This is a genomic window from Bacillus timonensis (genome assembly GCF_004799755.1).
GTDB classification, from domain to species: Bacteria; Bacillota; Bacilli; order Bacillales; family Bacillaceae_L; genus Ferdinandcohnia; species Ferdinandcohnia timonensis_A.
In genome coordinates this window covers 20,726-46,296 of the sequence record NZ_SLUB01000025.1, presented here as the reverse complement: position 1 = coordinate 46,296, position 25,571 = coordinate 20,726, and the positions used below count along the sequence as shown (strand labels likewise).

General features: G+C 37.2%; 27 protein-coding genes, 1 pseudogene and 1 riboswitch. Of the genes and pseudogenes, 17 read left to right on the top strand and 11 right to left on the bottom strand.

Annotation, left to right across the window (positions count from 1 at the left end; all coding sequences use genetic code 11):
- Positions 1–53: 53 nt before the first annotated feature.
- Positions 54–761, bottom strand: coding sequence for a DUF421 domain-containing protein (locus tag E1I69_RS14050; RefSeq protein WP_136380211.1), 708 nt, complete (start codon positions 759–761; stop codon positions 54–56).
- 117 nt (positions 762–878) lie between these two features.
- On the bottom strand, positions 879–2,129 hold the full coding sequence (locus E1I69_RS14045) for an Nramp family divalent metal transporter (RefSeq protein ID WP_136380210.1): 1,251 nt from the start codon (positions 2,127–2,129) through the stop codon (positions 879–881).
- A 182-nt stretch (positions 2,130–2,311) separates the two neighbouring features.
- Between E1I69_RS14045 and E1I69_RS14040 the strand changes: the two genes are divergently transcribed.
- Positions 2,312–3,313, top strand: coding sequence for an LLM class flavin-dependent oxidoreductase (locus tag E1I69_RS14040; RefSeq protein WP_136380209.1), 1,002 nt, complete (start codon positions 2,312–2,314; stop codon positions 3,311–3,313).
- Positions 3,314–3,431: 118 nt separating this feature from the next.
- Positions 3,432–3,561: riboswitch (FMN riboswitch) on the top strand.
- A gap of 164 nt (positions 3,562–3,725) precedes the next feature.
- Entirely contained in the window at positions 3,726–4,298 is a 573-nt protein-coding gene (locus E1I69_RS14035) for an ECF transporter S component (protein ID WP_136380208.1), read from the top strand.
- A gap of 438 nt (positions 4,299–4,736) precedes the next feature.
- On the opposite strand, the gene E1I69_RS14030 is transcribed toward E1I69_RS14035, so the two are convergent.
- Entirely contained in the window at positions 4,737–5,642 is a 906-nt protein-coding gene (locus E1I69_RS14030) for a nuclease-related domain-containing protein (RefSeq protein WP_136380207.1), read from the bottom strand.
- A gap of 105 nt (positions 5,643–5,747) precedes the next feature.
- On the opposite strand from E1I69_RS14030, the gene E1I69_RS14025 reads away from it, so the two are divergent.
- The 8 genes and pseudogenes from E1I69_RS14025 (at position 5,748) to E1I69_RS24430 (ending at position 10,112) form a co-directional block, all read left to right on the top strand.
- Positions 5,748–6,641, top strand: coding sequence for a TIGR01777 family oxidoreductase (locus E1I69_RS14025; protein ID WP_136380206.1), 894 nt, complete (start codon positions 5,748–5,750; stop codon positions 6,639–6,641).
- A 59-nt stretch (positions 6,642–6,700) separates the two neighbouring features.
- Positions 6,701–6,904, top strand: coding sequence for a zinc ribbon domain-containing protein (locus E1I69_RS14020; RefSeq protein WP_116350392.1), 204 nt, complete (start codon positions 6,701–6,703; stop codon positions 6,902–6,904).
- Between the two features lie 25 nt (positions 6,905–6,929).
- A complete protein-coding gene (locus tag E1I69_RS14015) occupies positions 6,930–7,325 on the top strand; it encodes a secondary thiamine-phosphate synthase enzyme YjbQ (protein WP_136380204.1) in 396 nt (131 codons plus the stop codon).
- 151 nt (positions 7,326–7,476) lie between these two features.
- Positions 7,477–7,716: pseudogene (locus E1I69_RS14010) on the top strand (DinB family protein); the annotation flags it as partial.
- Positions 7,717–8,264: 548 nt separating this feature from the next.
- Positions 8,265–8,660, top strand: coding sequence for a VOC family protein (locus E1I69_RS14005; protein ID WP_136380203.1), 396 nt, complete (start codon positions 8,265–8,267; stop codon positions 8,658–8,660).
- 16 nt (positions 8,661–8,676) lie between these two features.
- Complete coding sequence (gene ybaK, locus E1I69_RS14000) at positions 8,677–9,153, top strand: Cys-tRNA(Pro) deacylase (protein WP_136380202.1); 477 nt, start codon at positions 8,677–8,679, stop codon at positions 9,151–9,153.
- Positions 9,154–9,491: 338 nt separating this feature from the next.
- Positions 9,492–9,938 carry a DUF5392 family protein gene (locus E1I69_RS13995; protein ID WP_136380201.1) on the top strand — a complete coding sequence of 149 codons (447 nt, stop codon included), beginning with the start codon at positions 9,492–9,494 and terminating at the stop codon, positions 9,936–9,938.
- 15 nt (positions 9,939–9,953) lie between these two features.
- Positions 9,954–10,112 (top strand): hypothetical protein, encoded by a 159-nt coding sequence (locus E1I69_RS24430; protein WP_154670412.1) that lies wholly within the window; start codon positions 9,954–9,956, stop codon positions 10,110–10,112.
- Positions 10,113–10,136: 24 nt separating this feature from the next.
- On the opposite strand, the gene E1I69_RS13990 is transcribed toward E1I69_RS24430, so the two are convergent.
- Both E1I69_RS13990 and E1I69_RS13985 read right to left on the bottom strand, forming a co-directional pair.
- Positions 10,137–10,592, bottom strand: a complete 456-nt coding sequence (locus E1I69_RS13990; protein ID WP_242634601.1) for a CBO0543 family protein — start codon at positions 10,590–10,592, stop codon at positions 10,137–10,139.
- Complete coding sequence (locus E1I69_RS13985; RefSeq protein WP_136380200.1) at positions 10,519–11,661, bottom strand: DUF2515 domain-containing protein; 1,143 nt, start codon at positions 11,659–11,661, stop codon at positions 10,519–10,521. Before E1I69_RS13985 ends, E1I69_RS13990 begins: the two co-directional genes overlap by 74 nt.
- Before the next feature lie 75 nt (positions 11,662–11,736).
- On the opposite strand from E1I69_RS13985, the gene shc reads away from it, so the two are divergent.
- Complete coding sequence (gene shc, locus E1I69_RS13980) at positions 11,737–13,623, top strand: squalene--hopene cyclase (RefSeq protein ID WP_136380199.1); 1,887 nt, start codon at positions 11,737–11,739, stop codon at positions 13,621–13,623.
- A gap of 13 nt (positions 13,624–13,636) precedes the next feature.
- On the opposite strand, the gene E1I69_RS13975 is transcribed toward shc, so the two are convergent.
- Positions 13,637–14,422 (bottom strand): hypothetical protein, encoded by a 786-nt coding sequence (locus E1I69_RS13975; protein ID WP_136380198.1) that lies wholly within the window; start codon positions 14,420–14,422, stop codon positions 13,637–13,639.
- A gap of 134 nt (positions 14,423–14,556) precedes the next feature.
- Here E1I69_RS13975 and pepF point away from each other — a divergent pair, with 134 nt between their 5' ends.
- On the top strand, positions 14,557–16,347 hold the full coding sequence (pepF, locus tag E1I69_RS13970; protein ID WP_136380197.1) for an oligoendopeptidase F: 1,791 nt from the start codon (positions 14,557–14,559) through the stop codon (positions 16,345–16,347).
- A gap of 34 nt (positions 16,348–16,381) precedes the next feature.
- Here pepF and fumC read toward each other — a convergent pair whose 3' ends face one another.
- On the bottom strand, positions 16,382–17,770 hold the full coding sequence (gene fumC / locus E1I69_RS13965; RefSeq protein ID WP_136380196.1) for a class II fumarate hydratase: 1,389 nt from the start codon (positions 17,768–17,770) through the stop codon (positions 16,382–16,384).
- A gap of 146 nt (positions 17,771–17,916) precedes the next feature.
- On the opposite strand from fumC, the gene E1I69_RS13960 reads away from it, so the two are divergent.
- A complete protein-coding gene (locus E1I69_RS13960; protein WP_136380195.1) occupies positions 17,917–20,136 on the top strand; it encodes an ATP-dependent helicase in 2,220 nt (739 codons plus the stop codon).
- 11 nt (positions 20,137–20,147) lie between these two features.
- Here E1I69_RS13960 and E1I69_RS13955 read toward each other — a convergent pair whose 3' ends face one another.
- The gene (locus E1I69_RS13955; RefSeq protein ID WP_242634600.1) at positions 20,148–20,474 is read right to left on the bottom strand and encodes a LapA family protein; all 327 of its coding nucleotides are present in this window, start codon (positions 20,472–20,474) and stop codon (positions 20,148–20,150) included.
- 134 nt (positions 20,475–20,608) lie between these two features.
- Between E1I69_RS13955 and E1I69_RS13950 the strand changes: the two genes are divergently transcribed.
- The 3 genes from E1I69_RS13950 to E1I69_RS13940 are packed head-to-tail and all read left to right on the top strand — an operon-like array spanning position 20,609 to position 22,520.
- Positions 20,609–21,211 carry a class I SAM-dependent methyltransferase gene (locus tag E1I69_RS13950; RefSeq protein ID WP_136380194.1) on the top strand — a complete coding sequence of 201 codons (603 nt, stop codon included), beginning with the start codon at positions 20,609–20,611 and terminating at the stop codon, positions 21,209–21,211.
- A 3-nt stretch (positions 21,212–21,214) separates the two neighbouring features.
- A complete protein-coding gene (locus E1I69_RS13945; RefSeq protein ID WP_136380193.1) occupies positions 21,215–21,499 on the top strand; it encodes a DUF3219 family protein in 285 nt (94 codons plus the stop codon).
- 13 nt (positions 21,500–21,512) lie between these two features.
- Positions 21,513–22,520, top strand: a complete 1,008-nt coding sequence (locus tag E1I69_RS13940; RefSeq protein ID WP_136380192.1) for an LLM class flavin-dependent oxidoreductase — start codon at positions 21,513–21,515, stop codon at positions 22,518–22,520.
- A gap of 74 nt (positions 22,521–22,594) precedes the next feature.
- Here E1I69_RS13940 and E1I69_RS13935 read toward each other — a convergent pair whose 3' ends face one another.
- Positions 22,595–23,059: a low molecular weight protein-tyrosine-phosphatase gene (locus E1I69_RS13935; protein ID WP_136380191.1), complete on the bottom strand. Its 465-nt coding sequence runs from the start codon at positions 23,057–23,059 to the stop codon at positions 22,595–22,597.
- Between the two features lie 248 nt (positions 23,060–23,307).
- Between E1I69_RS13935 and E1I69_RS13930 the strand changes: the two genes are divergently transcribed.
- Positions 23,308–23,547, top strand: coding sequence for a spore germination protein (locus tag E1I69_RS13930; protein ID WP_136380190.1), 240 nt, complete (start codon positions 23,308–23,310; stop codon positions 23,545–23,547).
- A gap of 96 nt (positions 23,548–23,643) precedes the next feature.
- Here E1I69_RS13930 and E1I69_RS13925 read toward each other — a convergent pair whose 3' ends face one another.
- Both E1I69_RS13925 and phnC read right to left on the bottom strand, forming a co-directional pair.
- A complete protein-coding gene (locus E1I69_RS13925) occupies positions 23,644–24,744 on the bottom strand; it encodes an AI-2E family transporter (RefSeq protein WP_136380189.1) in 1,101 nt (366 codons plus the stop codon).
- 86 nt (positions 24,745–24,830) lie between these two features.
- Positions 24,831–25,568, bottom strand: a complete 738-nt coding sequence (gene phnC / locus E1I69_RS13920) for a phosphonate ABC transporter ATP-binding protein (protein WP_136380188.1) — start codon at positions 25,566–25,568, stop codon at positions 24,831–24,833.
- Between the last annotated feature and the right edge of the window lie 3 nt (positions 25,569–25,571).

The window sequence follows — 25,571 nt, the reverse complement described above, 5'->3', positions numbered from 1 at the left end:
ATTTGGTTAGTATGACCAATTTGGAAGGGGAGTATTTTGAATGCAAAGTTTCTCTACTGATATAGAAACAACCTGACATTTTCATTCTCATCGATTGTTCCAAGTAAAATTTCATTAAGTGTTACATTATTAATGGTTGTTTGCATTTTTTGCAATAGCCATTCTTCACTTTTACCCAGTTGCTGTAACACTTTATCGTCTATCTTTTTCTCCTTAATAATGGTCTTAGGATATTGAAATGATTGAATAGGGGCATTAAAGGAATTCGGTGTTAGCGGTTGGTGTTCACTTTTTAAAAAGATCGAGATAGATCCGCCAGGTTCCCATGAAGCTATAGCAACCTTCTGGATATCTTCTATTTTATGCATCCTTAATTCTGATAAAAGAACATCGATTGAAATTCTTGCTTTGTTCAAATTTTTATAAAGCACTTTTCCGTTTTCAATTAGTGGAATCGGTGCAGGAATAAACAATTTTCTTATCCTAGGTGAACGTAGACTTAATAAAATACCAATCAAATAGAGAACCAAGATTACGGTCATCGTAATCATTGACCCTGTTAAACCTAACCCTTCATCTGATAATGGATGAGCAATTATATTGCCAATTAGTAAGACAATTACAAAGTCGAGAAGTCCGACCTGTGAAATAGTTCGTTGCCCCATCATCCTAGCTACCACGATAAAAAATACGAAGCCCACAATTGCTCTGAGTATCCATTCAACAGCAGTGAGATGGTCTTGCGAAGCAAAAAAATGCATAAATACTCCACCTTAACCTGAATTTTCCTAATTAGTTTTTACCTATTTCATGATTACTATTAAAACTTACAAACCGTAAAAAACACTTTCTACTCAAATAGAAAGTGTTTTAATGCTTTAAAATAATCCTACTAATTGTTGTACGGCTAAAATAACGAATAAGACCAAACATGCAGATAATACAATATTGGATAGTAAACGGTTACTATACTCTTTTCCAATCCGTTTGGAATTCAGTAACCACAATAAACTTATCGATAAAAATGGCATAAACAGGGCTCCAAGTGCACCGTATAAAATAATTAACTCAACAGGTTTACCAAAGAATAAAAGGAGCATAGGAGGGAAGGTTAGCCAAGCTAAAAAAGCACGGTATGCCGGATCTTTTTCAGTAACTGAGCGATGATGTTCCTTTTTCATAAGGCGTATAAAGTCTGCAAATAGATAAGGAACGCCATTCCATACTCCTAATAAAGAAGAAAAGGCTGCAGACCAAAAACCAATTAAGAATAGCCATGTAAAAACGCTTCCGAATCTATTACCGATCATTTCTGATAATTGATATAACCCTTGTTCGCCTTGAATCTCAATTCCAGATCCATAGAGAAACTGACTTCCTACTATTAAAAGAGAAAGAGTGAACAATGCAGTCATAAAATAAGCTGCCTTTGAATCCAATCTCATCATAGGAATCCAGTCTTTCCCTTTCCACCCTTTTTCTTTTAACCAATACCCATAGGATGCCATCGTTATGGTACCACCTACGCCACCGATAAGACCTAGAGCAAGCATAAAAGAGCCTTGTGGTATAGTTGGAACAAAACCTTTTAAAAGGTCACCAATAGCAGGTAAGAATAATACAGCAGAACCAATTACTGTAACAAACATTAATCCTATAAGGAGCATCATTACTTTTTCAAATAGGAGATAACGACCACTCCATATGAGAAGGAATCCGACAATTGCATGAATTACGGCCCAAGCCCAAAAGGGGAGGACAGGAAACATCGCAGTCATTGCCATTGCACAAGCAGATGTTGCTGCCGCTCCATACACAAATCCCCAAATTACAGAATAAACTCCGAAATAACCAGTAGCCCATTTTCCCATTTGCTGCCAGCCTTCAATAATCGTCTTTCCTGTAGCAAGATGCAAACGACCTACACCTTCATTTAAGAAGTATTTAAAAATAGAACCAAGAATAATTGCCCAAACGAATACAAGCCCAAAGCCAGCCCCTGCGACTAATGCTGCGACAAGGTCACCAGTTCCGACTCCCGTTGCTGCTGCAACAAACCCCGGACCAATCATCGCAAATTTCTTTTTATAACTCGTTGGTGCCTGTATTGGCGTATGTAGATTTGACATAAAGTAACCCCTTTCATGATGTAAATAAATATAGTTTTCGAAATTATATCACAATTAAAACAAAACCTCTTGGTCTAATAGTCTGAATTTTTTTCTCGAACTTCAGTCGAGCAACATTGTTTGTTTCTTTACTTACAATTGATAAGATAGTAATGAAATAAAATGGAAGAGAGGTCATACACATGACAAATATAAATATACCCGTCTCCGTTCTAAACCTTGCTCCTATTCGTAAGGGACAGAATCAAAAAGACGCCATTGATGCGATGGTTGACTTAGCTCAAACAACAGAAAAAATGGGATACACACGATATTGGATAGCTGAACATCACAATTCACCAACATTAGTTAGTTCTGCGACATCCATTTTAATCAAACATACTTTAGAGTATACAGAAAAAATCAGAGTTGGTTCCGGTGGGATTATGCTTCCAAACCATTCACCACTAGTTGTGGCTGAACAATTCGGAACAATGGCGACCATTTATCCAAACCGTCTTGATTTAGGTCTAGGAAGAGCACCGGGTACCGATATGATGACAGCAAGTGCTTTAAGACGTTCAAATAATGATTCTGTTTATACCTTTCCTAATGATGTAAATGCTTTACTCACCTACTTTGGTCCGATGGAACAACAAGGGTATGTAAAAGCTTATCCTGGAGTAGAGACAAATGTACCAATCTATATTCTTGGATCTTCAACGGATTCTGCTTATTTAGCAGCAAAATTAGGACTTCCGTATGTATTTGCATCCCATTTTGCACCTAGATATATGGAAGAGGCGATTTCCATTTATCGCAAACGATTTGAACCATCCGAATATTTAAGCTCACCATACATGATGGTTTGCCTAAATGTAATTGCAACAGAAACGGATGAAGAGGCGAAACGAGAAATCACAACCATGCAGCAATTTTTCTTAAACGTTGTACGTGGTTCACAAAACCCATTACAACCACCAGTTGACAACATGGATGAACTATGGAATGCACCTGAAAAAGAAATGGCAAAATCCATGTCTAGTGTCACATTATTAGGCAGCAAAGAATCGATTCGCAAGCAATTGACAAGTTTCCAAGAAAAATATAATGTCGATGAGCTTATGGCTGTTTCTTACATCTATGATCCTGACAAACAAAAGCGATCATATGAGATTTTAAAAGAAGTTGTCGACGGAAAGTAAGTTATTTCGGACTTTTTTCTGGCAATCTGGGGTTCATTGTGACTAAATTGGGCTATTTGAAGCAAATTGCTTCACATTATCCGATATACTTGCTAAAATAAAGTGAAACTAAATATTGATCTATCTTCGGGGCTGGGTGAAAATCCCGACCGGCGGTGATGAGAGTATTCTCTAAGCCCGCGAGCCGTAAGGCAGGATTTGGTGCGATTCCAAAGCCGACAGTATAGTCTGGATGGGAGAAGATGGAGGTTCTGCGCGTTCAAAAATTTTACAATGATTGAACGTTTATTAAGCATGCCTTTTCATTAACTCCCTCAAGAAGCTATTCTTGGGGGTTTTTATTTGGGTATGGCTTAAATGCTGAATCTTTCTTCTTTTGAGGTGGATCGACAAAAGAGGAGAGGAAAGAAAAATGAAGAAAATACCTTTACGTCAATTTGTGGCAATTGCAATGTTGAGTACGATTTCGTACATCCTAATGTTTTTGAATTTTCCATTGCCAACATTTCCAAGCTTTTTGAACGTCGACTTTAGCGATGTTCCAGCATTACTTGCAGCACTCATTTTTGGACCGATGGCCGGAATCCTGGTTGAATTATTCAAAAACATGATTGATTATTTCATCACCGGAAGCGAAACCGGCGTACCTGTTGGTCATATGTCAAACTTTGTAGCAGGAATTATATTCGTTCTAACAACCTACTATATTTTTAGACTATTAAAAACGAAATTAGGCTTAACAATCGGATTAATTGGCGGTACCGCGATGATGGCAATCATCATGAGTGTTCTTAACTACTATGTTTTCCTTCCGGCATTCAACTTTTTCTTGAATATCCCGGCCATGTCAGCACCAGAGACACTCAAAATGGTGGTTTACGCAATTCTTCCGTTCAACATATTAAAAGGATTAATTGTAGCAACAATCTTCATGTTGTTGTATACTCGAATCCATCCATGGATCAATAAACAAGCGTCGATATAAATGATTTGTTACAGCAAGCACCCTGGGGCGGGTGCTTGTTTTGTTTTTAACAACAGGACTGAAAGAGAAAAATGAGATCTTTGAATTCGAAATATCCTTGAGACTAGCTCTCGAGGACAAACAGCAGCTAACTCGCCGACCAAATGTCTCTGACACGAGTTCTCAGAGACAAAAGTGAGTGAGTCCGCGTTTAAAATGTCTCTGAGACTAGCTCTCGAGGACAAACAGCAGCTAAATCTTCGACCAAATGTCTCTGACATGAGTTCTCAGAGACAAAAGTGAGTGAGTCCGCGTTTAAAATGTCCCTGAGACTAGCTCTCGAGGACAAACAGCTGCGAAAACGCCGACCAAATGTCTCTGACATGAGTTCTCAGAGACAAAAGTGAGTGAGTCCTCATTTAAAATGTCTCCGAGACACTCTTTTGCATACAATCCTTATTATTCATAATAAGTCCACCGATTATTTCTTACAATCTGATAATTCTTATCTAGAATTCTTTGGATTCTCTTCTTCGACTCCACCACACAACACCATTCCAGAACCAAATTCGTTGTAATCTTATTTTCTGGAAACAAAAGTTTCAATTCATCAGTACTTCGTAGTACTGCATCATTAACTAATTCCTCATGTCCGCAGCGACTACAAACACAATTTCTTCCAACAATCTCAACCGTCAAAGACCTACACTCCACACAACAAATCCCTTTTCGTAACTGCTCATAAGTATATTCCAATAACTGACCATACGGAGACTCCTGCATGTGCATTGAAACTAATTTTTCCGCTAGCACTTTATGTTTATTATTTATTTTTGCATTAGACTTATTAAGATTTTGAAAAAAGGAGATTATTTGTGTTGGAAAGATAATTTGTTTATGTAACGGTGCTTGATATAGAGTAAAACCCGGATTTACAAAGACTACGTAAGCCTCAATTGGTATTGTAAAACCGAGACTTTGGAGAAGTTGTCGAAGTAAGGATTCGCTGCGATGGAGTTGTATGAGTGGGTTGTTTCTTTCTATTTTTGGCTTTTTGTAAAGCCGGTCTGCTTCATAATAAAAATCACCCTCGTAATTTTTTACTTCAAATAAATAGAGTACCTCGGCAGTAACCAACAGGGAATCAATTTGAAATGTAGTGTTATTAAATTGGAGCAATAAATCGTTTAAAATCAGACAATCACAAACAAGATTTTTTGTGAAAGAATCAAATAACAGTTCTCCTTCATAACCCTTAATTTGATTTAAAAAATACTGTCTTTCTGTTTTGTTCAAATCCATTCGAGCATCTTGGGATTTCATTATTTTGATGTTAATCGATTCGGTTCGTTCTTTGTAAATCATATGCCACAACCTTTCTTATAGTTTCAACTCTATTATACTCGTATTTCACAAGTTCCACCAGTTAATGGTAAACTAGTAAAAGAATGATAAAAGGGGATGGAAACGATGAAGAAAAAGGTCGTCCTTGCAGGTGGTACTGGTTTTGTGGGATCCTATTTTTCAAGAAGGTTTACTGAACTAGGCTATGTGGTAAAAGTGATATCAAGAGATGCACCTAACATTACTTGGGATGATAGGGAAGGAATTATACAAGCACTCGAAGACTCCGAGATACTTATCAATCTTGCAGGGAAATCTGTCAATTGCAGATATAACGAAAAAAACAAACAAGAAATTCTCCACTCTCGCACGGAGACTACGAATATATTAGGTAATGCCCTCGAAGAATGCAAAAGTCCTCCAAAATTATGGATTAATTCCAGCACAGCAACGATCTATCGACATGCTGAAGATAGACCGATGACAGAAGAATCAGGGGAAATTGGTACTGGTTTTTCAGTGGAAGTTGCAAAAAGATGGGAGGAGGCCTTTTTTTCGTTTCAATTCCAAAGAACGAGGCAGGTTGCGCTAAGAATCTCGATTGTACTTGGAGCCGCTGGGGGTGTAATGATTCCATATAAAAACCTAGTTCGTTTTGGTCTAGGTGGAATCCAGGGACCTGGTAGTCAAAAATTCAGTTGGATTCATATTGAAGATTTGTTCAATATTGTACTTTATATACGTGATCATCCCCATCTAACTGGAGTCTTTAATTGTTCAACTCCGAATCCGATTACAAATCGCGAATTAATGAATAGTCTCCGAGACGCATATAAACGAAAATTCGGATTACCTTCCCCAGCATGGCTTCTAGAACTTGGTGCCATTTTTATTAGAACGGAAACGGAATTAATTTTAAAGAGCAGATGGGTTATTCCAGAAAGACTGAATAAGGAAGGATATATTTTTTCCTATCCAACAATCGAGCACGCACTTACACAGATAACAAAAAATAAATGAAACTAATTTCCTATAAATCCGTAAATAATAGTGTTACTACTAAAATTGGAGGGGATTTTGTGGAAGGTAAAGGCTGCGTTAAATGCGGAAGCACAAATGCTGGTACGAAAGATGTATCGATGACTGGTTCTGGACTTACTAAAATGTTAGATATTCAAAACAATCGTTTTACTGTGGTGTATTGTAAGAATTGCGGATACTCCGAGTTCTACAACAAAAATTCTTCAACCGCATCAAATATCCTTGATTTATTCTTTGGATAATGGGATGAAGGGGGAGACATAATGCATGCTGCACAAGCTCACTATACAAACAAATGAACGTGACCAAATGATTGAAGTAACAGAAAAAGTTCAAGCTATTATTGACGAAAAGGAAATAAGAGAGGGTGCGGTGATTGTCTATTGTCCTCATACAACAGCTGGGATAACGATTAATGAAAATGCGGACCCCGATGTAAAACGTGACATGATTCGCCGTTTTGATGAGATATATCCTTGGCATCATAAGCTTGATCGTCATATGGAAGGAAACACCGCAGCTCATATGAAAGCAAGTACTGTCGGGACATCGCAACATGTTATTGTCACAAATGGGCGTTTACTCCTGGGTACGTGGCAAGGAATCTATTTTTGCGAATTTGATGGTCCTCGAACTCGAACATTCTATGTGAAAGTCTTGTAAATAGGCGAATCCTATATGATTCGCCTATTTACATTTAGAAAACACATTAATTCTGCTCTTTTATTAACCCGAAGAAGCAGAAAAATTCCCTTACATTTGTTAAAATAGTACTAAGCATTTTAGTATTCGAAATTTTTAGGAGGGAAATATAATGGATGAACGTTATCCGATTGGAGAATTCCGATTTGACGGGGATTTGAAAGAAGAATTGGCAGCTGGCTGGATAAAGGAAATTGAGACTTTACCATCTTTACTAAAGAATGCGGTGAAAGATTTAACAGATGAACAGCTAGATACACCTTATCGTAATGGAGGATGGACACTTCGCCAGGTTGTTCATCATATTGCAGATGCATCGATGAATTCATATATTCGTTTTAAGTTAGCTGTTCTTTTTAGGCTTTTGTGCTTGGCATGGAAACCATCATCTGGCGCATATCACGACTTTAGCCAAAAATAAAAATTGGAAAAAATAAAAGCAATGCACCAAGGCATTGCTTTTTTCTATTAATGCGATTCCTTATTAAACATCCACTTTATTAATTGCTTGCTTTGTTCAAGTTAATTGAGCAACCATCGACTAGCGAAACTAAAATTAACGGAGATATTTCGGTTAAAAGTAGAATTAAGCTCATTTCAGTGATTACTAAGGGAAGTTTTCCGATTATGCAAATCAAACTACCCCATTTTCATGTTTTTGAGTCGTTAGGCGGAATCGCTCTGTCTATTTTAGCTATTTTCTATGCAATTTACTAAATAAGCGAAAATTGTCCGACTATTTTATTAGATCGGGTGCATAACCTGATCTCATTACCTACAGAAAAATAGCTCAAATTTGAGCAGACAGAAAATTAACTGTCTGCTTTTCATTATGAAAAAGAGGAATCTGTCACTTAATTACAGAATACTTATGGATAAAATAGTATTGGGGGGTTTTAGTTGATTTATGAAATGACCATTCAATTTCGTGTGGGTGACATCACTAAGGGGCAAGAGTGGTACGAAACACTTCTAAAGAAAAAACCTGATTTTATTCCTCATGATGGGTTTACAGAGTGGGAACTTATTCCTGGATGTTGGCTTCAGATTGCTGAGGGAATTCCCTCAATCGGTTCCGGTCCATTAAGATTAGGGATAGACAATCTTGAAAAAGAGCGCGAAAGGTTAATCAACGATTTAAAAATAGAGCCATTTTATATCTATTCAAGGGAAGAGGTCCCTGTTAAATGGACCACATTTTCAGATCCATGGGGAAATAAAGTTGGCTTATTTGAATATCATAATCAATCAGATAAGGAAAATCGAATGAAAACGATTTTAGGTATACAACTATAAAAGGAGGAATCTGGAATTGGCAAAGGGTAAAACAAATGCCATGAGGATTTTGGATTCTAGAAAGATTGAATACAAGATTCATACATATGAAAGTAATGATGGAAAAATTGATGGCGTATCTGTAGCACAAAAAGTAGGATTAGATACAAAAATGGTTTACAAAACATTGGTTGCCCAAGGAAACAACAAAGACATTTTTGTGTTTGTCATTCCGGTTGAAGAAGAGCTCGATCTAAAAAAAGCAGCAAAAGTTGCTAATGTTAAAAAGGTTGACATGGTACCCGTAAAGGGTATCCAAAAACACACCGGTTATATCAGAGGTGGTTGCTCCCCAATCGGTATGAAAAAGGCATATAATACATTTATTGATACACAAGCTTCGAACCTTGACAGCATTATTGTTAGCGCAGGGAAAATTGGAATGCAGGTCGAACTCAAAGTGGCTGATTTAACAGCTGCAACAGACGGACAAATTGCAGACATCATTAAATAATGGTATTTTTTCCTTGTAAGATGAAATCACATGATTAATTAGAAACGATTCTGGCATATATATGTTTAAGATTATAGTAGAATGGTGACTATGGGTTGTTTGGTTTATGCCCATATGTTAAAATATATGTATAATTAACTGGATACTCTAAGGGGAGTAGCTTTAACAGCAAAGTCGTCAATACAGAGATGCAATCTCTCGGCTTTGTTGGCAACTATAACGTTGTTAGCAAGACCTTACCAATAACAATGGTATAGGTCTTTTTCGCTTTTTTAAGGCCTATATCAAACGTGATATAGGCCTTTTCTCATCCATCAAAACGGAAGGGGAGTTTATAAATGAATATCATTACTACGAAGAATTTGCCAGTATTTATCACAAAGGAACTTGAGCAGCTCCATAAAAAAGTTGCTCCAATCATGATGAAAACATCTAAATATATGTTTTGGTCGTTTCCATTAATCATGATTTCACTTATTAATTTAGTGTTTTTACTATTTTTCATGCCGTTTAGCAATGAAGCTATACCGTCACTTCTTATTTATGCCATTATTGGTGCAATTGGATTCGCCCTAGCAAAGGAAGCAAAAATGAAGAAGAAGGAAATAGAAGCCATTTCTTCTAAATATATGATTGAAAGAATTAAAAAGAGTGATGTAGTAACAACAGGACGTCAGCAAGACTATATTACGCGTCTTCAAAACCAACCGAAGCTTGCTCTTCACTACTTTATTGAATTCTTAGATGAGGAAAACAAGAGAGAAAAGCGAAATCTTTATTCCTAAAGGAGTTTTAATTATATGAAGCCCTCAAATCGCGAAACAACACAGCACGATGAAGGACCAGTTAAAAAAGCAAAGCATAAAAAATCGATCCACCAAATTCTTTTACAGTTGCAGAGTCAGGGAGTGAAAGCATCCCTTTGTAAAAAAAGAAGTAAGCTTGTTTTAGGATTGTAATAGGAAAACCTGACTCAGCGTGAGTCAGGTTTTTTTCATACCTAAAAAAGAATAGACAAATAGCATAAATGACAAGTAGATCGTATACCCAACAAGTGAATACATATGCTTCCATATTGGTTCATGAAGAAACCAACCAAACCCCTCGGAAAGTTTTTCACCAGCAGTCATGATTGATGCAAGGAGTAGTACAGCGCTAATCTTTCCAACAAACTTTAATTTTCTACTAATGATCAGAAACACACACAGGATGAACGGTAATCCAACTAGGGTAAAACCAACATGAATCGAAAAAATATCTGAAAATGGGCGTACTGGAAAAGAGTAATAACCTTTTCCAACAAAATATAAGTCTAGATATGTGCCAATTAATGCTCCAAATAAAATGGTGACGATAAGGCTAGGTTTAGTCCAAAACCGATATCGCTTTTTTGGCAATAGCTGCGAGCTCGAATTTTTCAAGGGTTTTACAGTATTCATGCTTAATCTCTCCATCCACTTTATCATGATCATGTGTAAGATAATAAATGACGTCCCAATCTTTGTACCAATCCCCAACCTCAGCAGGGTTATGTTTTCTGTTTTTCCAAGCCATCTCTAATCTTGGACTGTATATGCGTGGTGAGCCTTTTGTAAGTTCACACGATTTAACACGTGATTTCAATAAGTACCCTGGTAGTCCCTCATCTACATGATTAAAAATATGCGGCCAGTAATCCTTTCTTGAACCTGAATGTTGGACTGTCATAGCCCATTTCTTAACCGATTTTAATCTCTTTTCATCTCTAAATAAAATGGAATAAAGTCTTTTTCCCAATAAGATCCGTTCACGAACGCTTTTAAATTGATGGAGTGTTTGGCCAATTAAATGAATTTTACCGTTGTCTTCAAACGGAAATAAAATATGATTCAAATCAAAGAAATCCTGGAGCTTGAATTCCAATGTATCAAAGACTTCCTTTTTATATTGGGAATTTGTGATCACTCTGTCTTCAAGATAGCTTTGTTCATTTATTATTTGCGCAACTGTCAAAGTGTACGTATCTTGCCTCACCCAAAAATCATTCCATATGGATTCCATAAAAATTGAGACATGAAAATGGGGGAGCAGGTAAAATAAATTTCGCTGATACAATTTACTAGCCTCATAAAGTAAAAATTGAGGATAGGCATCCTGAAAAATCAACCAATTTCCACGTTCTAAAAATGAAAAATAAGACTCTGCTTCTTTCCTCGATAGAAGCCTAGATAACTGTCCGCCTTTTAAATCTGTCATATTCCAACCACCATTGCGGGAGACCATATGTCCAAGGAATGCCCAATGAACTTCGGGATGAGCCCGATAGAAATCAAGATAAGCTTTCGTCCTTGTCACATTATTTAAATTAAGACTATTCGTCATCCCCTTAATTTGCTGAATAAGCTCTCGTTCCTCTAACGTAAGCGGTGGCAAAAATGATCGTCTTTTTTGCCGTTTCTTTACATCTTTTTTGATTATTAATAGAGATTCAGAGAGTGGAAGTTTCTTCTTTTTAAAAAAATTGCACATCAATGATGACCTCCTCAATGAATGCTCTTGCACTACGATGAATATGTATGAAGTAAGTTAAAGGGGAGGTTGAATATGTTTAACAAAGTGAATGACGGTATAGGTCAGTTAATTGACTCCATTAGGAAAGACCAATCATCAAATGGGGCATGGACGTACCCATTTGAAACAGGCATTTCAACCGATTGTTATATGATTATCTTATTAAGGAGCCTTGAAATAAATGATGAGAAATTGATTCAACAACTAGTTGAACGGATTTTAAGTCGGCAAGAAGATAATGGAGCATGGAAACTTTTTTATGATGAAGGGGAAGGAAATATATCTGCTACAGTGGAGGCATATTATTCACTTCTATATTCGGGATATATTAAAAAGCAGGATCCAAAAATGAAACGAGCAAAATCCTTCATCATTAAAAATGGGGGACTTAAGGACATTCATATGCTGACTAAACTTTTGCTTGCGTTAACTGGCCAGCATAGGTGGCCACCCTACAATCCGCTGCCAGTTGAACTCATCTTGTTGCCTCACTCATGTCCGATTCACTTTTATCGTTTTTCCGTATTCGGAAGAGCGAATCTTACACCCATTATGATTCTTGCTGACAAGAAGTATAGTCTTACAACAAAAATGAGTCCTGATTTATCTGATTTATCTAGTAAGAGAAATGAAGACGAACTAGATTTTCGGAATTCACAGGAATGGCGTTCATTTTATTCAACTATCAAACAAGCAATCAATCAGTTAATTGGATTACCATCCCACCTTCACCAACTGGCAATTGAAAAAGCAAAGCACTATATGCTGCAAAGGATAGAGCCCGATGGAACCTTTCTAGGGTATTTTAGCACTACATTTTTGATGATTTTTGCTTTACTGAGCCTGGGTCATTCAAAAAACCATCCCATTATTATAAATGCAGTAAACGGGCTAAAGGGAATGAAAACAGTTATTGATGGGCATGTTCATATGCAGTACACGACTGCTGATGTATGGAATACTTCACTCCTTGGATATGCCCTACAGGAAGCAGGTGTTCCGTCAAATGATTCCATGATTAAAAAGGCAAATCACTATTTATTGCAGCGCCAACATCTGAAATACGGTGACTGGGCAGTTCAAAATCCGGCGGGTGTTCCTGGAGGGTGGGGATTTGCAGACATGAACACGATTCAACCCGATGTCGATGATACAACGGCATCCTTACGATCGATGGCAAGAATGGTAAAAAAAGTACCAGTCTATAGGCAATCGTGGGACAGAGGCTTACAGTGGTTATTGACTATGCAAAATGATAATGGTGGTTGGCCGGCATTTGAGAAAAATACAGATAGTAAGTTATTTAGTTTGTTACCCATTGAAAAGGCTGAATACATCTTAACTGATCCTTCTTCCGCAGATTTAACTGGACGTACACTTGAGTATCTTGGTAACTATACAAATCTACTAAATAACTACTCGTCTGTTCAATCAGCCATTCAATGGTTATATAGAAATCAAGAAGACGATGGTTCCTGGTATGGTAGATGGGGAATTTGCTATATATACGGAACATGGGCTGCCGTTACGGGTTTACGTGCTGTTGGCGTTTTGACAACACACTCATCCATTAAACGAGCCGTCACATGGCTTGAAACTATTCAAAACTCCGATGGTGGCTGGGGCGAATCATGTAATAGTGATCGTAATCAAAAATATGTTCCCTTAAAAACAAGCACATTAACACATACCGCCTGGGCAGTAGACGCTCTTATCTCAGCAAATGATAAATCTAACAATTCCATTAAAAAAGGGATAGATTTTCTATTAATCAATTTGAACCAAGCTGACTGGACCACAACCTATCCAAAAGGGCAGGGCATGGCGGGGGACTTTTACATACACTACCACAGCTACCGGTATATTTTCCCTCTCCTGGCACTTGCGCATTACAAAAAGAAATATAAACAAAAAAGCTAAAAGATTTTCTCTTTTAGCTTTTCTTAAGTTTTGAGGGGTTATTGATTTTATAATGAACTGGATCTTCAATGATGAACTCTTCATCAACATCCTTGCCTTTTGCTAACTTCTTCTTCACAATTTTCGCATCGAATTCAAGTGCATTCCCTGGTTCAAGCTCTAGTTTCTTTAACGTCTTTGAATGGGAGCACCAAGCAAGTCCAATCTGAATGGGCTCTTCCTGCTGAATAACTACATTTTCAAGTACGACAACCTCATCATTATCTTCGTTAAAATGGTTCCATGTAAGCGCAAATTGTTTAACAGTAGCGGTAAAATGAACCTTATCAGTTGGCAACTCAATTTTTGGTGCTTTTTCCTTTTTACCTTGTTTCATTGGTTGTTCTTTCTTTACAGCCGTTTTCGATTCTGGTGATGCGGGTTTTTCAACATTACCTTTACTCGTGTTTTCCTTTTTCTTATCTATCACTACTTCCGTGTCTGAAATAGCAGCTTTTGCAAAGCTAGGTGATTGCATTTCTTTTAAATAGGCAGGGTGAATACAGGTTAGATTGCCATCCTCAAACTCGAGCACAATTGTATTGTGTTCCTTTGTTTTACCGTACACTTCATAGCCTTTTATTGTAACGATTCGTTGGTGGGTTCTTTCTTTGTACCAGTATTCTTTTTTAACTGAAAGACCCCATTCTCGAACCTTTTCTTCATAATGGGCTTCGTCTGCAAAAGTTTCGTATTCTCCTTTTGGAGGGAGATATGTTGTACTGGCCGCGTCCTCTACATGAGGCAATGTATTCGCCATGTATGAACATCCTTTCGTTTTTTACAAATTTATGTAATTCATATACAATAAAATGAAACATATCTATTTCTTATCATATATTTCTTTCCTACATAATAAAAGGTTTTTTCAATTTTAACAAAAGGAGAATTGCGATGACAACTACGTATACGTCTCGAAATGAAGTACCTGAACAAGAAAAATGGAATTTAGCTGATCTCTATTCTGACCTAAATAAATGGGAAGAAGATTATCAACTCATTGAAAAGATGGGGGAGGAACTCGCAACATTTGATGGTAATATCCATGATGGACATTCATTGTGCGAGTATTTAACGTTGAGTGAAAAAATGTCATTCCATTTTAACAAGCTCTTTGCTTATGCAATGTTAAAGGTAGATGAAGATACTCGGGTAACGAAATCCCAATCATATTTGGATCGCGCCAAACAACTTAGTGTAATGGTAAGTTCAGCAAATTCATTTTTCATGCCATTTTTATTAAGCTTAGATGAAGACACATTAAAGCGATACATTGCCGAAGAAGAGGGTCTTCAGTATTTTGAAAAAGAATTACTGGAATCCTTTCGTTATAAGCCGCATGTTTTAAATAAGGACCAAGAAGAGATTTTATCTCGATTAGGTGAGGCGCTTTCTGCACCCAGTACAACGTATGGCATGATGAATAATGCAGATATCCGCTTTGGCAGGGTTACGAAAGATAATGGTGAGAAAGTTGAACTGACAAGAGGGATGTATGCAAAGTTGATTGAGGATGAAGACCGTGATAAGCGAAGAGAAGCTTATAAAGCTTATTACGAGCCCTATGTACATTTGAAGAATTCAATCGCTTCAACATTATCTGCAGCGATTAAAAATAATGTTACGATTTCCAAGTTGAGACATTACCCATCAGCACTTGAGAAAGCTTTGTTCGGAGATAATATTCCGAAAGATGTCTATGAAAATTTAATTGAAACCACGAAAAAAAATATCGGTGCGATGCACAAATATACAAGTATTCGCAAGGAAAAGTTAGGTCTTGATGAGCTTCGTCAATATGACCTAAGTGTACCGCTCGTTAGTGGAGCCAAGAAAGATATATCATATGATGAAGCATTTGAAACGATGTGTAACGCACTTGCTCCTTTAGGTGAAGATTATATTCAAACACTAAAAGATTTTAGAAAATCACGTTATTTCGATGTTAGAGAGACACCTGGAAAACGGTCTGGCGCCTATAATTTAGGTGTGTATGGCGTCCATCCATATATCCTTTTAAATCATCAGGATGACTTGGATAGTTTATTTACGTTGGTTCATGAATGTGGCCATGGGGTGCACAGTAAGCTAAGCTCCGAGCACCAACCACAAATTACGGCTCGGTATAGCATTTTTGTTGCTGAAGTTGCTTCAACAGTTAACGAAGTGTTATTAATTAATTACTTATTGAACAATGAAGAAAATGAAGAAGTAAAGAAATTCTTAATTAATCACTTTATTGATAAATTTAAAGGCACATTCTTTACACAGGTGATGTTTGCAGAGTTTGAGAAGAAGACACATGAAATGGCTGAACAAGGGCTTCCATTAAATGTTGAATCTTTTAGCGAAGTGTACGAAGGGTTATTTAGAGAATACCACGGTGAGGATCTCGTGTTTGATGACGAAGTAAAATATGGCTGGGCACGTATCCCACATTTTTACCGTCCGTTTTATGTCTATAAATACGCAACGGGATTTGCTTCTGCCATTCATATCGCTACGAAGATTCTAGATGGGGACGAAACAACATTAACCTCTTATCTTGAATTTTTAAAGAGTGGTAGTTCTGATTATCCTCTTGAATTGTTGAAAAAGACTGGAGTTGACCTTACAACCCCATATCCAATTGAAAATTCATTGAAAAAGTTTAATGAGTTAGTAGAAGAGTTTTCTAAACTGTAATAAGGTGAGCCTTCCGAATTTGGAAGGCTCTTTTTCATTCCTTTGGATGAACCATATCCTCAGGTTTTACGTATTGGTCAAATTGTTTGTCTGTTAAAAAGCCTAACTGTAGGGCTGCATCTTTTAAGGTAGTGTTTTGTTTATGTGCATGTTTTGCGATAGTCGCAGCTTTTTCATAGCCAATATACGGATTTAGGGCTGTTACGAGCATTAAGGAATCATGTAGGTTTTTAGAGATGATTGTTTCGTTTGCTCGAATTCCGACTGCACAGTTTTTATTAAAAGATTCCATTGAATCTGCTAAAAGTCGAACCGATTGAAGGAAATTATAGATGATTACGGGCTTAAACACATTAAGCTCAAAATTTCCTTGGCTTGCCGCTATTCCGATTGTAGCATCATTGCCCATTACTTGAACCGCAACCATCGTAAGAGCTTCACTTTGGGTAGGATTTACTTTCCCAGGCATAATCGAGCTTCCTGGTTCATTTTCAGGAATTGTAATTTCTCCAATCCCACATCTTGGACCACTCGCTAGCCATCTAACATCATTTGCTATTTTCATCAAATCAGCTGCTAATGCTTTTAAAGCTCCGTGTGCATACACAATCTCATCATGACTGGTAAGCGCATGGAATTTATTATCTGATGAGCAGAAAGATAGCTTTGTGTACCTTGAAATTTGCTTTGCCACACTCTCACCAAACTTCGGATGAGCATTAATCCCCGTTCCAACTGCTGTGCCGCCTATCGCAAGGGCAAGCATTTTTTCCGTCGATTCTTGTATCATCTCATTCGAACGCTTCAACATATGGACCCAGCCGCTAATTTCCTGACCAAATGTTAATGGAGTGGCATCTTGAAGATGTGTTCTTCCAATTTTTACGATGTTTGCAAATTCATTTTCTTTCTCTTGCAAAGTTGTCTGTAACCTTTCAAGTGCTGGCACGAGACGTTCTTTAACTGCTTTCACAGCGGCAATGTGCATTGCTGTTGGAAATGTGTCATTAGAGCTTTGACTCATATTAACATCATCATTTGGATGAACTTTTTCATCAATACCTTGATCCTGTAGCCATTGGTTAGCACGGTTTGCAACAACCTCATTGATATTCATATTACTTTGTGTGCCACTACCCGTTTGCCATACAACTAGTGGAAAATGCTCAAACATACCTCCTGCTAAGATTTCATCACAAGCATATGAAATGGCTTTCGCTTTATTCTTACTTAATTTACCAAGCTTTTCGTTCGTGATTGCCGCACTTCTTTTTAATATGGCGAAGGCTTCTATCACTTCTTGGGGCATCTTTTCTGTTCCAATTCGAAAATTTTCTTTACTCCGTTGAGTTTGAGCAGCCCAGTATGCATTCACTGGGACTTTCATTTCACCCATTGTGTCCTTTTCGATTCTGTACTCCAAAATGATCACCTCTCATTTTCTCTTTATATAAGGTACCAATTATTCCCTTGTATTATGTCTTTGAAATTCGTATAGAACACAACATCCTTGTCCATAAAAATGCTAGAATTTATAATGGAGTTTTTATGAAAGGTAGGTGGGCTACCGTGAATACAGTGGAAAGCTTTTTTAATCGAAAGAAACAACAGCTCGGTGTACAACTAAATGACGTTCAGAAAGAGGCCGTTCTTCACACAAGGGGACCATTACTCTTATTAGCTTCACCTGGTTCGGGTAAAACAACCACAACGATTATGCGAATCGGTTATTTAATCCAAGAAATAGGGGTAGAACCTTCACGCATTAAGGCTGTAACCTTTAGTCGTGCATCTGCTGCCGATATGAAAGAAAGATTTGCTCGATTCTTTCCTGAAGTCTCTACATCTTCTGTAGACTTTTCAACGATTCATAGTCTTGCATTTCAGGTCGTTCGGGATTATTTTTATAAACAAAAAGTTTCCTACCAATTAATTGAAGGTAGTCTAGATGGTGGTCCTAATAAAAAACTACTTTTACGAAAAATTTTTAAAGCGATGAATGATGAGAATATCACCGAAGAACAGCTTGAAGAACTCACAACATATATAAGTTATATTAAGAATAAACTTCTCCCAAGGAATGAGTGGAAAAAGATTGACTGTGACATTCCGTTCGTTGAGGGCATTTTTGAGGAATATGAAAAAATGAAGAATGCAAATCCAAGTCATCTATTACTCGATTATGATGATATGTTAACCATTGCAAATGACGCATTTAATAAAGATAAATTGATTCTGCAAAAATACCAAAACCGCTATGATTATGTCCTTACTGATGAAAGCCAGGATACATCACTCGTTCAGCATAAAATTATAGAAAAACTTGTAAAACCTCATCAAAATCTATTTGTCGTTGCAGATGATGATCAATCCATTTACTCCTGGCGTGGAGCAGAGCCAACGTATTTGTTAGATTTCAAAAAACATTATCATAATGCCGTAATCCTAAAAATGGAGCAAAACTATCGTTCCTCAAAGGATATCGTTGACGTTGCTAATCGATTCATTAAGCGGAATAAAGACCGCTATGATAAAAATATGTTCACCGAAAATCTCGGGGCTATGCCAATTGAAATCACACAGTTTGAGGATTATCGGAACCAAGCAAAATATCTTGTCCAAGAAATTGACTTGGTAGAAAAGAAGAAGGATGTCGCTGTATTATATCGAAACAACTCTTCATCCATCATGTTAATAAATGAGCTTGATCGGCATCAAATTCCTTTTTTTATAAAGGATTCTGATAATCGTTTTTTCTCACACTGGGTAGTAAAAGACATATTGAATTTTATGAGAATGACTTATACAGATAAACGAGTCGATATTTTTCAGCAAATTTACACGAAATGCGGGTTTTACTTATCGAGAGAACAATTGTTCGAACTCGCAAAAAAGAAGCTAACTGAATCCATTTTTGAACGTCTGTTACAACATAAAAGCTTAAAAGAATATCAAATGAAACAAATTAAAGCATGTGAGAAAACTTTTCAAGAAATGAAGGGGGTTAAACCACTTAAGGCGATTAAGCTAATAAGGAACCAGCTTGGTTATGACCAAACGCTTAAAGACATGAGTAAGAAACTCGGATTTAATACGGATTATATCTTCGGCGTCCTTCAAACGCTCGAAGAAATAGCAGATTCACTTGATACGATGGAGGAATTTGCAAAACGATTAAAGCATCTCGAAGATCTGATGAAAGCCTCGAAATTCAATAAAAACAAAGATGCCATTACCCTTTCCACATTTCATAGTTCAAAAGGACTTGAGTTTAAAAAGGTTTATATGATTGATCTGATTGAAGGTGTGATTCCTTCCCATAATGAGATTACTAAATATAAAGATGGCGAACGAGATTTTATGGAAGAGGCGGTTAGACTATTTTATGTTGGGATGACTCGTGCTGAACAGGAGCTTGAACTTTTAACGTATAAAAAACAAAATGGAAAAGAAGTTGCTCAGTCTCGATTTGTGGCAAATGTAAAAAATATCATTTCACCTTCCGTTAAGGTACAGCCGACTGGAACAAAGAAAAAGTTGAAAGCTGAAAAGGCAAATGTCCCTTATAATCAAGGTGCGATTAGAAAGGCAGAAGACATACAAGTGGGAATGACCATCAAACACCGTGTTTTTGGGCAAGGAACAGTTGTTTCGATTGCTGGAGAAAAAATCGAGATTCAATTTCAAAAAGTGCGGAAAGCGTTACTACTTGAAACCTGTCTTGAAATGGGGTTATTGGAGCCGGCAAATGAGGTTTCGGTGCATCAGGAAAGAGAAAAGGAAAGGTAGCGTACCTTTCCTTATTTTTCACTCTCTGCATTAATAGTTGTTTTGATTTTAGGATTCGTCTCTATAGGTGACTCCTGAATCTTCTCTGCTTTTATCTGTTCGATTTCTTTTTCCAGTTTTTTTATATGTCTTTGCTGCTTGTATTGACGCAGAATACCAAACATACCTACAATCAGACCACCAAGTAAAGCGGAACCTAAAATGATTAAAATCAGCGGGATCTCTGTGTAACTGAATACATAGTTTACTTTTACAGAATCCACATTCACAACCGCAAATATCGCGACTATCAATGCAAATATAAGTCCCAAAATTAAATTCCACTGGAATTTCACCATACCCAACTCCTTAGTTCTACTTCTTTTTAGCTTACCCAATTAAGGTATTCATGTTTCCACCTATAGCAATAATTCGAAATCGATGTGAAAACTATTATATAATTGACGTATTGAAGATTATTGGAGTTGAAACAATGGGTACGTTATTTCCAGCACTATACGATTTTTTTATGAAACCACTAGAAAAGAGAAAATTCATCTCGATTCGTCGCAAATTGCTAAACAATGCAACGGGAGATGTACTTGAATTAGGTTCGGGCACAGGCATCAATTTCCCGTTATATCAAGATGTCCACCATGTAACGGCAATTGAACCTAATCCGAATATGACAAACAGAGCCCATGAAAATAAAAAACAAGCTATTGTTCCGATTGAAATTGTTCAGGTTGGTGCTGAAAAATTACCATTTGAGGATAATACATATGACACCGTTGTAGCCACGCTTGTATTTTGTACAATACCAAACCCTGAAATGGCTATACAAGAAATGAAAAGGGTTTGTAAACCAAACGGAACCATCCTTATGTTCGAGCATGTGAAAATGCAAAACCCTTTTTTATCAAAACTACAGGATTGGCTTACGCCTGCTTGGAAAAAAGTATGTGATGGTTGTTGTTTAAATCGAGAAACAGAAAATCTTGTTAAACAAAATGGATTAAAAATGGTAGGTAAAGAAGAATTTTATAATGGATTGTTCATTGCGTTGCAAATCCGAAATATAAAAGAGGAGTGCTGACCTATGGTTACTGAAATATATTTAAATGATTACAAATTGAATGTAACACATTACTCTGAAAAAACAAAAAATCATCACTTGTTAGTGAAAGTCGAGTTTAAAGTATCAAGTGAGGATTATCATGATATAACAACCCTTTTATATAAAGGAAATTTTGATTTGAAGGTTCCAGAGCGAAATATTGCATGTAAAGTATCCATTCAGGAATATTCAACCTCTATCACGAATCTCTATGAAAAAGATCAGGTTGGGGACTTCACGCTAATTCTTCGTGAAACAAGAGAATAGGAGGCGGCTCTTAATGAAATTAAGTATTTTAGATCAAGCGCCCATTTCGGTTAATCAAACATCACAAGACGCATTGTTTGAATCAATGAAGCTAGCACAAGCTGGGGAACGATTTGGCTACACTAGATATTGGATAGCTGAACACCATGACTTAGCTGGACTAGCTTGCCCTGCTCCAGAGGTCATGCTTGGCTACATTGGAGCGCAAACAAAAAAAATCCGGATTGGTGCTGGTGCTGTTTTACTGCCTCACTATAAACCATATAAGGTGGCTGAGCTTTACAATATGCTTTCGACTTTATTTCCAAATCGAATCGACATCGGAATTGGAAGGGCGCCTGGTGGTTCTGCAGAAGCGACTAATGCATTATCCGACAATTTCCTGCAACAAGTTTGGAAAATGCCAGAATTAATCGATACGCTGCTTCACTTTATTCATAATGATTTTCCCGAAGAGCATGAATTTGCTAACGTGAATGCAGCTCCACTCCCACTAACACCCCCAGTTCCTTGGCTTTTAGGAACAAGCAAAAAGAGTGCGATACTTGCAGCGGAAAAAGGGTTAGCATATACATTCGGACTGTTCATGAGCGACAACGATGGCGAAGAAATCGTCAAGAAATATATTCATAACTTTACACCACGAATTGAAGGCGACAAACCACAAGTGATTGTTACTGTTTCTGCTATTTGTGCTGAAACTAAGGAGAAAGCAGAAGAGATTGCGTTAAGTTCTTATGTATGGGGCAAACAAAGAGAAAAGGGAGAAGGGAAGCAAGGGGTACCGTCTATTTCAGAAGCGATGGAATACCTTGAGAATGAGAAACTCCACGATGGCTTTAGGAAAATGAAACAAAAAGTCATCATCGGAAATCCAAAAGAAGTAAAGGATAAACTCCTAGGACTTCAACAAATCTACCAAACCGATGAAATCATGATTGTCACAATTACACACTCTCCCGAGGACCGACTAAAATCCTATGAACTTATTGCTAAAGAGATGGGGCATACAACAAGCTAAGTTCAACGGAATTATTTCAATAACATACTTAAGCACACGTTGTTTTTAAAGAGATAGCGTGTGCATTTTAGTTGTTATACGTTTTGTTCGCTACGTATTTTATTGAGTAATGCTTGGCACCCAACCGAAACAAGTCGATAGGTTTCGTCAAAATCACCAGTGTAAAATGGATCGGGGACATCTATACCGTTTTTGGTAAGGTCGAGTAACTTAATAATTTTTGGATGATTAGGCCTACCGGTTATCCTGTAGATATTTTTTATGTTGCTTTCGTCCATACCAATAATATAATCGAACTTCCAGAAGTCTTCTCTCTTTAGTTTGCGTCCAATAAGTCCATTGGAAGAAATATTGTATTTCTTAAGAATAACAAGAGTTCCCTCATGCGGAGGAAATCCAATTTGCCATGGACTGGTTGCAGCGGAATCGACTGCGATTTTGTTTGACAGATTTTCCTTTTTGATTAAGTGACGAAACAAGGCTTCAGCCATCGGTGAACGGCATATATTTCCACGGCACACAAATAAAACGTTGATCATGTACTACACAACCTCCAGCCATAATCGAGTCTTCTATCACCAAACTGCTCCAACGAACGACTTCACACTTACTATGATTAAATAAAACAAAATGCGCATATTTTTTCATAATAACAACATATGTACAAAAACAGAAATTGGGAACCGCACTATATCGACTTTATCTATTAAATTCCATGTTTGTCTATTTCGAATAATGCTTGTTTAACATACCTTGTATCAAATTCGATTTATATTTGGAGGAGCTTATGTTTAATCTAATTAAAATTGCTAACTTTAAGGTTAATGCGATGACTCAAAATTCAAACATCAATTTTGGAGGAACATTACAAAATAGCCATACGGCGAACATAAAATTATACGGTGCTAATTTTTCAATGGGAGATTTTTCACCCTCTCGCTCCCTGATAAGAACGGTGACACAAGATACCGACATTAGCGATCAAGATCAAATCGAGAATCCATCTTCACCTGACATAAACCAATGAGGATCAATTTTTTGTGGTGGGTAGTTATAGGGGAAAAACAAATGGCTTAAAGAAGAATTTTCTTTAAGCCATTTTTGTTAAGATCTTGGTGTTCTATTATAAATCTGAGGTTAGTTCCGCCTTTTTCTTTGCTTTTAAGAATTTCACAATATTGATCACAATCGTTTTGATAACGGCATAGGTTGGAATTGCTAGAATCATTCCCAACACACCTGCTAGATTTCCCGCAGCCAACAAGAGAATGATAATTGTCGCCGGATGTGTATCAAGCGTCTTACCAAGAATAAGAGGGGAAAGGACATTCCCTTCAATTTGCTGGGCAATCACGATTACCAAGACCACTAATAATGCCTTCGTAGGGGAGTCGAACAGAGCCACAATAACAGCCGGTGCTCCACCAAGAAATGGTCCAACATACGGAATAATATTCGTTACAGCAACAATCAATGCCATCACAAGCGCAAACGGTAAGTCAATAATCAAATACCCAATAAAGGATAAGGTACCGACCGCTAATGCCACCGTTACCTGACCTTGAATATAGGCTGAGAGTGTTTCACCTGTTTCTTTTAAAATCGTAAGGGCTTCGTCTCTATAAACAGTCGGAAAGAACTTTGCAATTGCATGTGGGAAACGATCTCCATCTTTAAACATATAAAATAAGAGGAACGGCACGGTCACAAGGATAATTGCAATATTTGTAACAAAACCAATAATTTGCGAAATGCCACCCGTAATACGATTTGGAAGTGTATTGGCAAAAGCTATAACTTTTTCTTCAATCGTATTGATTAGTTCTTGTTGTTCATCTTGAATCCATTTAAATTCAGAGGAATTTGTGAAATCCTCAAAAAAGTCCATGACTTGGTTAGCATAACCTGGTAATGCATTACCGAGTGCTGTAAATTGTTTTGAAATAATCGGAACTAAATTACCCACAGCCAACCCAACAAGACCAAAGAAGGCGATGTAAATAATTAAAATACCAAGGCTTTTAGGAACCTTATGGCGATGCAGAAACTTGACGACCGGATTTAAGAGAAAATAAAGAAATCCTGTAATCAAAATTGGAAAAAAGATGGTTGAGAAAAACACCCCAATTGGTTCAAATAAAAATGTGATTTTCGTTGAAACAAAGATAATCGTTAAAATTAACAGGATTTGAATGAGCCAGTATTGTAATTTCGTTTTCGACAAAGCATGTACCTTCTTTTCTATTAATATAAAAAAAGTATAGCAATTCACGCAAAAGAAAACAATTACTTCCTACATAGGGATTATTTTCATGAATTATACGTCTGCTCAAACATTTCCTGTGCAAAATCTTCCGGTTTACCATCGAAAATGACTGTACCATTTCTTAATGCAATCAGTCTTGTTGCAAATTGTTTGGCGAGGTTTACATCGTGAAGGTTCATTACCGATAAAAGATTATGACGGTTATGTAATTCTTTTAGTAATGAAAAAATACGATTGGCTGTGCCTGGATCTAAGCTGGCTACCGGCTCATCCCCAAGAAAAACACGAGGCTTCTGAAGCAGGGCGCGGGCAATCCCAACCCGTTGCTTTTGACCTCCACTTAAATATTCAATCCGACGGTTTTTGAATTCTGACAGACCAACAACTTCCAACACTCGTATCGCATTTTGTATTTCTTCCTTAGAAAAAATCCCAAGTAAGTTCTTAACTGAATTCCGATACCCGAACATGCCTGTTAGCACATTTTGCAATACCGTCAAGCGGGGGATTAGATTAAAATGTTGAAAAATCATCCCGATTTCCCTCCGAATTAAGCGTTGTTGTTCCTTATTTTTATTTGTAAATAGCTCGCCATCCCAAAATACTTCGCCACTTGTTGGCTGTTGGAGGCCATTCATACACCGAATCAGTGTTGATTTCCCTGCTCCGCTTTTTCCGAGCACACAGACAAACTCCCCCTTATTGAATGTAAGATTGACAGAGGATAGAGCGGGCTTTTCAGTATTTGGATAATAGACAGTAACATCTTTTAATCTAATCATTTC